The 10,607-nt window shown below is 68.2% G+C and carries 4 protein-coding genes; all 4 read right to left on the minus strand.

Annotated elements, in window-relative coordinates; translation table 11 throughout:
- Positions 1-430: 430 nt before the first annotated feature.
- The 4 genes from VFE05_16910 to VFE05_16925 all read right to left on the minus strand — a co-directional run bounded on the left by VFE05_16910 (position 431) and on the right by VFE05_16925 (position 10,599).
- Entirely contained in the window at positions 431-2,128 is a 1,698-nt protein-coding gene (locus tag VFE05_16910; protein ID HET6231758.1) for an ATP-binding protein, read from the minus strand.
- Positions 2,125-2,730, minus strand: coding sequence for a chemotaxis protein CheB (locus VFE05_16915; protein HET6231759.1), 606 nt, complete (start codon positions 2,728-2,730; stop codon positions 2,125-2,127). The genes VFE05_16910 and VFE05_16915 overlap by 4 nt, the downstream gene beginning before the upstream one ends.
- Positions 2,730-3,596, minus strand: a complete 867-nt coding sequence (locus VFE05_16920; protein ID HET6231760.1) for a protein-glutamate O-methyltransferase CheR — start codon at positions 3,594-3,596, stop codon at positions 2,730-2,732. Before VFE05_16920 ends, VFE05_16915 begins: the two co-directional genes overlap by 1 nt.
- Before the next feature lie 127 nt (positions 3,597-3,723).
- Complete coding sequence (locus tag VFE05_16925) at positions 3,724-10,599, minus strand: HAMP domain-containing protein (protein HET6231761.1); 6,876 nt, start codon at positions 10,597-10,599, stop codon at positions 3,724-3,726.
- Positions 10,600-10,607: the final 8 nt, after the last annotated feature.

The raw sequence follows: 10,607 nt of genomic DNA on the forward strand, positions 1-10,607 counted from the left end.
GGTTGGGAAGAGGCCCTCACCCGGCGGCCCGAGAGCCGCCACCCTCTCCCACAACCGCGTGGGAGAGGGAACGTACTGCGTGGTGTCGCGAGGGAAGGTTGGGTGTGCTTCAGCAGGATGGGCGAATTGCGTCGGCCGATGCGATGGGCACCGTCGCGTGCCGCGATCCACCGGCCGTAGCCGCGGAGGTGGGGTCCCGCCGTTGTAGCGCGCGGGTTTATCCTCCAGGGCGAGGCGGTCGGCGACTTCCGTTCGGCGCTGCCTATCCCCTCCACGGCGATTGCGGCGGCGACTGCCCATCCGGCGCTGTCTATCGCTAGGGCGGTGCGGCCGTGCTGCCAACTTCCGCTCAGGATCTCCAGCCGCGAGACCTCTCCCGACCGCCATCTACTGCCGGATACGATGGCTGAAGTGCGGCAGCAGGGCCGCGCTACTTCGCCGCGGCGGCGATCATGGGCTCGGGGTGGAGCTCCACCAGGCCCTCGTCCTTGAGGGCGGTGGGCAGGGTAAGGCGGAAGTTGCTGCCCACGCCGGGGGTGGACGTGACCTCGAGCGAGCCGTCCAGCAGGCGCGCCAGGCGGCGCGAGATGGGCAGACCCAGCCCGGTGCCCTGGTGCTGGTTGGGTTGCGAGAGCTGCACGAACTCGTCGAAGATCTTCTCGTGGTCTTCCGCGGCGATGCCCTCGCCGTGGTCCTGCACCGATACCTCCACCCCGCCCTCCTCGCGCGGCCGGCACGTCACCTCGATGGGCTTGCCCGCGCCGAACTTGATGGCGTTGGAGAGCAGGTTCAGCAGGATCTGCCGCACGCGCCGCGGGTCGGTGACCACCGTCACGGGGTCGCCCTCGGGGATCAGCGTCAGCTCCGACCCGTGCTCGTCCGCCAGGGGCCGTACGGTGACGAAGAGCTCCTGCACCAGCGCCGGGAAGGCGACCGTCTGCACCTCCAGCTCGATCTTGCCCGCCTCGATCTTGGACAGGTCCAGGATGTCGTTCACCAGTTCCAGCAGGTGCTTCGCGGCCTTGTTCGCCCGCTCGATGCCGTTGGTCTGCTCGGGGTTCAGCGGGCCGTAGATGTTGTCCAGGAGCAGCGAGCTGTAGCCCAGGATGGCGTTGATGGGGGTGCGCAGCTCGTGGCTCATGCTGGCGTAGAAGCGGCTGCGGGCGCTCATGGCCGTCTCCAGCTCCAGCTGCCGCACCTGCAATTGCTCGTTCGCCAGCTTCAGCTCGGCCGTGGTGTTCGCCAGGCTCACCGCCTGCTGCCGCAGCGCCTCCTCGGCCGCGTGGCGCTCGGAGACGTCGCGCGCAATGACGGTGAACACCTTCTCCGTCTTCAGGTCCAGGCACGAGACCGACGCCTCGATGGGGAACGACTGGCCGTCGCGCCGCACGCCCTGCATCTCCAGGCTGGGCGGTGCCGCCGGCGCGGGCTCGTCGGCTCCGCGGCCGCCGGCGCCCTGGCAGATGGCGGCCAGGTGGTCGCCGCCCAGCGAGGGGTTGAAGAAGCGGTCCACCGGCGAGCCCACCGCCTCCTCGGCCGGGTAGCCGAACATGCGCTCGGCCGCGGCGTTGAAGATGGTGACCTTCTGGCCCTCGTCGAAGGTGATGATGGCCTCCATGGCCGAGCCCACGATCTCGGCCATGCGCGCCTCGCTCTCCAGCAGGCGCGCCATGTGGCGCATCTCCAGCTCGCGGCGCTCGCCCTCGCGCAGCAGCTTCTCCTGCTCCTTCAGCTGCTCCGTCTTCAGGTACAGGTCCACGAAGACGCCCACCTTGCTGCGCAGCACGTCCGGGTGGAAGGGCTTGAACATGTAGTCCACCGCGCCCACCGAGTAGCCCTCGAAGACGAAGGCGTCCTCCTTGTTGATGGCGGTGAGGAAGATGATGGGCGTGTGGCGGCTCTTCTCGCGGCTCTTGATCAGCTTGGCCGTCTCGAAGCCGTTGAGCCCCGGCATCTGCACGTCGAGGAGGATGACCGCGAAGTCGTGGACCAGCACCTGGCGCAGCGCCTCCTCGCCGCTGGCCGCGCGCACCAGCTCGTGGCCCAGCGGCTCCAGGATGGCCTCCAGCGCCAGCAGGTTCTCGGGGCGGTCGTCTACCGTGAGGATCTTGGCCGCAGCGGGGCTCACGCCGCACCGTCCGTGCAGGGGGGAAGCCGGCGCCCGCGGATGGCCGCCAGGTACGGGGCTATGCGGCCCAGCGGCAGCACGCACGCCTCGGGCACCAGGCGCAGGGCGGCCTGCGGCATCACGCGGACGTCGGCGGTGGCGGGGTCCTGCACCACGCCGCGGCCGCCGCGGTCCACGATGCGGCGCAGGCCCCGCGAGCCGTCGCCGTTGGCGCCGGTGAGCACCACGCCGATGGCGTCGGGGCCGTACTCGTCGGCCACGGCCTCGAAGGTCACGTCGATCGAAGGGCGGCTGAAGCGCACCGGCTCGTCCACGGTCAGGGCGAAGGATCCGCCGTCCACCAGCATGTGGTAGTCGGGAGGGGCGATGTACACTCGGCCGGGCAAGATCTCTTCCTTGTCGGCGGCCTCGCACACCGGCAGCGCCGTGCACTCCTGCAGCAGCTCGCACAGCAGCTGCGAGTCCTTGCTGCGGTGCTGCACCACGGCCACCGGGATGTCGAAGTTGCCCGGCAGCCCGCCCACCAGCGCCCGCAGCGCCGTGAGCCCGCCCGCCGAGGCGCCCACCACCACCATCCGGTACCCGGGCGCGACCCCGTCCACTACCTGACCCTCCGGTAGATCTTCTCGCGCGGGTCCAGCGCGTCGTAGCACGGCTCGAACCGCGAGAACCGCAGCGACTCCTTGTTGCCCAGCGCCAGCACCCCGAACATCGCCAGGCTGTTGTAGAAGAGCTCGTGCACCCGGTTCTGGAGGTCGCGGTCGAAGTAGATCATCACGTTCCGGCACAGGATCACGTTGAACTCCGAGAAGGAGCCGTCGGTCACCAGGTTGTGCTGCGAGAAGACCACGTTGCGCGTGAGCGACGAGTTGAACAGCGCCCCGTCGTACATCGCCGTGTAGTACTCCGAGAACGACCGCTTGCCCCCCGCGCGCATGTAGTTCTGCGTGTACTCCTGCATCTTCTCCAGCGGGAAGATGCCGGCCTTGGCCCGGTGCAGCACCACCTCGTTGATGTCGGTGGCATAGATGCGGGCGCGGTCGTACAGCCCCTCCTCCTCCAGCAGGATCGCCATGGAGTACACCTCCTCGCCCGTGGAGCACCCCGCGTGCCACAGGCGGATGAAGGGGTACGTGCGCAGCAGGGGCACCACCGTCTCCCGGAACGCCAGGTAGAAGCTGGGGTCGCGGTACATGGCCGTGACGTTGATGGAGAGATCCAGCAGCAGCTTCTCCATCATCCCCGAGTCGTGCAGCACGCGCTCCTGCAGCGCGCTCACCGTGCGCAGCCCCTCGGCCTGGATGCGCTTCCAGAGCCGGCGCTTCAGCGAGGTGTAGGCGTACGAGCGGAAGTCGAAGCCGTAGTGCCGGAACACCCCCTCCAGGAGCAGCTCGATCTCCAGCTTCTCCAGGTCCTTCGCGTAGCTGTCGGGCGTGTCGGGCAGTGTGACCGCGTTGTCCGCCGGCATGTCGCTCCGTTGCAAGTCGCTGCGGCGCCGCATCATGCGGACGCCCCTGGCCGGAGCACAGGCAAAGCCGGTGCCGCGCCCCCGGCCGCGCACGCGCGCCGCCGAGGGAACGGCCCCCTCACCCTCCCTACCGGTACAGCCACACCCGCATCAGCGACAGCAGCTGGTCGGTGTCCACCGGCTTGGTGATGTAGTCCGAGGCGCCCGACGCGATCGACTTCTCGCGGTCGCCCTTCATCGCCTTGGCCGTGAGCGAGATGATGGGCAGGTTCGCGAACGACTCCATCTCGCGTATGGCCTTGGTCGTCTCGTAGCCGTCCATCTCCGGCATCATCACGTCCATCAGCACCAGGTCCACGTCGGGGTTCGCCTTCAGTGTCTCGATGGCGTCCCGGCCGTTCTCGGCGAAGACCACGTTCATCCCCTGGCTCTCCAGCACGCTGGTGAGCGAGAAGATGTTCCGCACGTCGTCGTCGACCACCATGATCTTCTTGCCGGCGAAGGTGCTGTCGGCATTGTGCAGCTGCTCCAGCATGCGGCGCTTCTGCTCGGGCAGGCGCGCCTCGATGCGGTGCAGGAAGAGCGCGGTCTCGTCGAGCAGCCGCTCCGGGCTCTTCACGTCCTTGATGATGATGGTCTCCGCGTACCGCCGGAGCTGCGTCTCCTCCTGCGGGCTCAGGTCCTTGCCCGTGTAGATGATGATGGGCGTGTTCTGGAGCTCCGGGTTGCTCTTCACCGTCTCCAGCAGCTTGAAGCCGTCCATGTCGTGCAGGCCCAGGTCCAGAACCATGCAGTCGAAGTGGCTGCCGCCCAGCTGCTCCAGCGCCTCCTGCGCGCTGCCCACCGCCACGATCTCCACGTCGTCCTCGCCCACCAGCTCGATGATGCTCTTGCGCTGGGTCTCGTCGTCCTCCACCACCAGCAGGCGCTTGACCGCGGTGGAGATGAAGGTGGAGATCTGCTCGAACGCGCCCTCCAGCGCCTCCTGCGTGACCGGCTTCTCCAGGTAGCTGATGGCACCCGAGCGCAGCCCCTGCTGCCGCTTGTCGGCCGCCGAGACGATGTGCACGGGGATGTGGCGCGTCTCTGCGTGGTGCTTCAGCCGGTCCAGCACCGTCCACCCGTCGATGCCCGGGAGGTCGATGTCGAGCGTGACCGCGTCGGGCCCGTACTGCGCCACCAGGTCCAGCCCGGTTTCGCCGTCGAGCGCCACGATACCCTTGAAGCCCTTCTCGCGGGCCATGTCCAGCAGGATGCGCGCGAACGGCACGTCGTTCTCCACGATGAGCACCGTGCGGTCGCCCGGCTCGATGGCCGCCCGGTCGTCGTGGATGGCGCCCTGCCCGCCCTCGCGCGGCACCCGCCGCCGCTCGGGCGCCGGGGCCGGGATCGACCGCGTGGCCGTGCCCGCCGGCAGCGCCCCGGCGTTGGCCATCGCCCGCCGCTCCTCGGCGGCCTCCACGTCCTCGTCCATCCCGTCGTCGCCGCTCCAGTGCTCCGGCAGGAAGAGGGTGAACGTGCTGCCCTCGCCCTCGGCGCTCTCCACGCGGATCTCGCCGCCCAGCAGGCGCGCGATCTCGCGCGAGATGGACAGGCCCAGGCCGGTGCCGCCGTACTTGCGGCTCGTGGTCCCGTCCGCCTGCTGGAACGCCTCGAAGATCAGCCGCTGCTTGTCCCTCGCGATCCCGATGCCGGTGTCGCTGACCGCGAAGGCGATCACCGTCTCCGCCTCGTCGAGCGTGGGGTTGGCGAAGCGCCGCCCCTTGTCGGCCCGCCGCACGGTCAGCTTCACCCCGCCCTCGGCCGTGAACTTGACCGCGTTGGCGATCAGGTTCTTCAGCACCTGCTGGAGGCGCTGGCCGTCGGTGTAGATGCTCTCCGGCAGCTCGCCGGCCAGGTCCACCTCGAACTGGAGGCCCTTCTGCTCGGCCACCGGCTGGAAGCTGCGCTGCACGTAGTCGCGCACGTCGGCCAGCAGCACGTCGCTGGGGTTCACCTCCATCTTGCCCGCCTCGACCTTGGAGAGGTCGAGCACGTCGTTGATCAGGTTCAGCAGGTCGGTGCCCGACGCCAGGATGGTCTGCGCGAACTCCACCTGCTTCTCGCTCAGGTTCCCGTCCTTGTTGTCGGCCAGCAGCTTGGCCAGGATCAGCAGCGAGTTGAGCGGCGTCCGCAGCTCGTGGCTCATGTTGGCCAGGAACTCGGACTTGTACTTGGACGACAGGGCGAGCTGCGCCGCCTTCTCCTCCAGCGCCAGGCGCGCCGCCTCCACCTCGCTGTTCTTCTGCTCGACCTTGCGGTTCTGCTCGGCCAGCAGCGAGGCCTTCTCCTCCAGCTCCTCGTTGACCTGCTGGAGCTCCTCCTGCTGGTCCTTCAGCGCCTCTTCCGAAGCCTTCAGCGTCTTCGCCTGCGACTCCAGCTCGGCGTTCGTGCGCCGCAGCTCGTCCTGCTGCGCCTGCAGCTCCTGCGACTGGCTCTGCAGCTCCTGCGTGAGCTTCTGCGACTGCTCCAGCAGCTCCTCGGTGCGCATGTTGGCGGTGATCATGTTGAGCACCACGCCCACGCTCTCGGCCAGCTGGTCCAGGAAGACCTGGTGAATGTCGGAGAACGGAAGGAACGAGGCGAGCTCGATGACCGCCTTCACGTCGCCCTCGAACAGGATGGGCAGCACCATGATGTTCCGCGGCGGGGCCTGGCCCAGCCCGGAGTTGATCATGATGTAGTCGTCCGGGACGCCGGTGAGCAGGATCGACTTCTTCTCCAGCGCCGCCTGCCCCACCAGCCCCTCGCCCAGGTGGAAGCGGTTCGCGACGTGCTTGCGCTGCTTGTACGCGTAGCTGGCGATCAGCTTCAGCACGGGCGTCTGCCCGTCCTGGTCCATGATGAAGAACGCGCCGTGGTGGGCCGAGACCAGCGGCGTCAGCTCGCTCATGATGAGGCGCGACACCGACTCCAGGTCCTTCTGGCCCTGCATCATGCGGCTGAACTTGGCCAGGTTGGTCTTCAGCCAGTCCTGCTGCTTGTTCGTCTCCGTGGTCTCGCGAAGGTTCGCGATCATCTGGTTGACGTTGCGCTTCAGCTCGTCGAGCTCGCCCTTGGCCTCCACCGTGATGGTGCGGGTCAGGTCGCCCTCGGTCACCGCCGTCGCCACGTCCTTGATGGCGCGCACCTGGTTGGTGAGCGAGTTGGCCATGGCGTTCACGTTGTCGGTCAGCGCGCGCCAGGTGCCCGCCGCGCCCGGCACCTCGGCCTGGCCGCCCAGCTTGCCTTCCGTGCCCACCTCGCGGGCCACGCGCGTCACCTCGTCCGCGAACACGGAGAGGCGGTCGACCATGGAGTTGATGACGTCCTTGATCTGGAGGATCTCGCCCGCCGCCTCGACCGTGATCTTCCGCGTCAGGTCGCCGTCCGCGATCGCCGTCGCCACGGCGGACACGTCGCGGAGCTGAACCGTCAGGTTGCCTGCGAGCTGGTTCACGTTGTCGGTGAGGTCGCGCCACACGCCCGCGACGCCTTCCACCCGCGCCTGCCCGCCCAGCTTCCCTTCCGTGCCCACCTCCTTGGCCACGCGCGTCACTTCCGACGCGAATGCGCTCAGCTGGTCCACCATCGTGTTGACGGTGTCCTTCAGCTGGAGCATCTCGCCCTTCACGTCCACCGTGATCTTGCGGCTCAGGTCGCCGCGCGCCACGGCCGTGGTCACGTCGGCGATGTTGCGCACCTGGCCGGTCAGGTTACTCGCCATGAAGTTCACGGAGTCGGTCAGGTCGCGCCAAACGCCCGCGACGCCTTCCACCCGCGCCTGCCCGCCGAGGCGGCCTTCCGTGCCCACCTCGCGGGCCACGCGCGTCACCTCCGATGCGAACGAAGAGAGCTGGTCCACCATGATGTTCACGGTGTTCTTCAGCTCCAGCATCTCGCCCTTCACGTCGGCCGTGATCTTCCGGCTCAGGTCGCCGCGCGCCACCGCCGTGGTCACGTCGGCGATGTTGCGCACCTGGCCGGTGAGGTTGCTCGCCATGAAGTTCACGCTGTCCGTCAGGTCCTTCCACGTGCCGCCCACACCGGGCACGTTGGCCTGCCCGCCCAGCCGCCCCTCCGTGCCCACCTCTCGCGCCACGCGCGTCACCTCGTCCGCGAACACGGAGAGGCGGTCGACCATTCGGTTGATCACGTCCTTGATCTGCAGGATCTCGCCCTGCGCCTCGACCGTGATCTTCCGCGTCAGGTCTCCGTCGGCGATGGCCGTCGCCACGGCGGACACGTCGCGGAGCTGCACCGTCAGGTTGCCGGCCAGCTGATTCACGTTGTCCGTCAGGTCTCGCCAGACACCGGCGACGCCCTCGACTCGGGCCTGGCCGCCGAGCTTCCCTTCCGTGCCCACCTCCTTCGCGACGCGCGTAACCTCGGACGCGAAGGCGGAGAGCTGGTCCACCATGGTGTTTATGGTGTTCTTGAGCTGGAGCATCTCGCCCTTCAGCTCCACCGTGATCTTCTGGCTGAGGTCGCCGTTCGCCACCGCGGTGGTGACGAGGGCGATGTCGCGCACCTGGCCCGTCAGGTTGCTCGCCATGAAGTTCACGCTGTCCGTCAGGTCCTTCCACGTCCCCGCGACTCCAGGCACCTCCGCCTGGCCGCCGAGTACGCCTTCCGTGCCCACCTCCCGGGCCACGCGCGTCACCTCGTCCGCGAAGACCGAGAGACGGTCGACCATTCGGTTGATGACGTCCTTGATCTGAAGGATCTCGCCCTGGGCCTCGACCGTGATCTTCCGGGTGAGGTCGCCGCTCGCGATGGCGGTTGCCACGGCGGACACGTCGCGCAGCTGAACCGTCAGGTTGCCTGCGAGCTGATTCACGTTGTCGGTGAGGTCGCGCCAGACACCTGCGACGCCTTCGACTCGGGCCTGGCCCCCCAGCTTCCCTTCCGTGCCTACTTCCTTCGCGACGCGCGTCACCTCCGATGCGAATGCGGAGAGCTGGTCCACCATCGTGTTGATGGTGTTCTTCAGCTCCAGCATCTCGCCCTTCAGCTCCACCGTGATCTTCTGCGACAGGTCACCGTTGGCGACCGCCGTCGTCACCAAGGCGATGTTGCGCACCTGGCCGGTCAGGTTGCCGGCCATGAAGTTCACGCTGTCCGTCAGGTCCTTCCACGTGCCCGCCACGCCCGGCACCTGCGCCTGCCCGCCGAGCACGCCTTCGGTGCCCACCTCTCGCGCCACGCGCGTCACCTCGTCCGCGAAGACGGAGAGGCGGTCCACCATGGAGTTGATGACGTCCTTGATCTGAAGGATCTCGCCCTGCGCCTCGACGGTGATCTTCCTCGTCAGGTCGCCGTCCGCGATGGCGGTCGCCACGGCGGACACGTCCCGCAGCTGCACCGTCAGGTTGCCGGCGAGCTGGTTCACGTTGTCGGTGAGGTCGCGCCACACGCCCGCGACTCCCTCCACCCGAGCCTGGCCGCCGAGCACGCCCTCCGTGCCCACCTCTCGCGCGACGCGCGTCACTTCCGATGCGAAGGCGGAGAGCTGGTCCACCATCGTGTTGACGGTGTTCTTCAGGTCCAGCATCTCGCCCTTCACATCTACCGTGATCTTCTGCGACAGGTCGCCGTTCGCCACCGCGGTGGTCACGAGGGCGATGTTGCGCACCTGGCCGGTCAGGTTGCCGGCCATGAAGTTCACGCTGTCCGTCAGGTCCTTCCACGTCCCCGCCACGCCCGGCACCTGTGCCTGGCCGCCGAGCACGCCTTCCGTGCCCACCTCTCGTGCGACTCGCGTCACCTCGTCCGCGAAGACCGAGAGCCGGTCCACCATGGAGTTGATGACGTCCTTGATCTGAAGGATCTCGCCCTGGGCCTCGACCGTGATCTTCCTCGTCAGGTCGCCGTCGGCGATGGCCGTCGCCACGGCGGACACGTCGCGCAGCTGCACCGTCAGGTTGCCGGCCATCGCGTTCACGCTGTCGGTCAGGTCCTTCCACGTGCCGCCCACGCCGGGCACCTCCGCCTGGCCGCCGAGCACGCCTTCCGTCCCCACCTCGCGCGCGACTCGGGTCACCTCCGATGCGAAGGAGCTGAGCTTGTCCACCATCGTGTTGATGGTGTTCTTCAGCTCCAGCATCTCGCCCTTCAGCTCCACCGTGATCTTCTGGCTGAGGTCGCCGTTCGCCACCGCGGTGGTGACGAGGGCGATGTCGCGCACCTGGCCCGTCAGGTTGCCGGCCATGAAGTTCACGCTGTCCGTCAGGTCCTTCCACGTGCCGCCCACGTTGGGCACCTCCGCCTGCCCGCCGAGCACGCCTTCCGTGCCCACCTCGCGTGCCACGCGCGTAACCTCGTCCGCGAAGACGGAGAGGCGGTCGACCATGGAGTTGATGACCTCCTTGATCTGAAGGATCTCGCCCTGCGCCTGCACGGTGATCTTCCGGGTCAGGTCGCCGTCGGCGATGGCGGTCGCCACGGCGGAGACGTCGCGGAGCTGTACCGTCAGGTTGCCGGCCATCGCGTTCACGCTGTCCGTCAGGTCCTTCCACGTGCCGGCGACCCCGGGCACCTCCGCCTGCCCTCCCAGCACGCCCTCCGTCCCCACCTCCCGCGCGACTCGCGTCACCTCGGAGGCGAATGCGGAGAGCTGGTCCACCATCGTGTTGACGGTGTTCTTCAGGTCCAGCATCTCGCCCTTCACGTCCACCGTGATCTTGCGGCTCAGGTCGCCGCGCGCCACGGCCGTGGTCACGTCCGCGATGTTGCGGACCTGGCCGGTGAGGTTGGACGCCATGAAGTTCACGCTGTCGGTCAGGTCCTTCCACGTGCCGGCGACGCCCGGCACCTCCGCCTGGCCGCCCAGCACGCCCTCCGTGCCCACCTCGCGGGCGACTCGCGTCACCTCGCTGGCGAACGAGGAGAGCTGGTCCACCATCGTGTTGACGGTGTTCTTCAGGTCCAGCATCTCGCCCTTCACGTCCACCGTGATCTTGCGGCTCAGGTCGCCGCGCGCCACGGCCGTGG

This window comes from Longimicrobiaceae bacterium (assembly GCA_035696245.1).
In the GTDB taxonomy this organism is placed as follows: Bacteria; Gemmatimonadota; Gemmatimonadetes; order Longimicrobiales; family Longimicrobiaceae; genus DASRQW01.

Coding starts and splice junctions, on each gene's coding strand:
- VFE05_16920 (HET6231760.1), bottom strand. CDS start 3,596: ATGCCGGCGGACAACGCGGTCACACTGCCCGACACGCCCGACAGCTAC.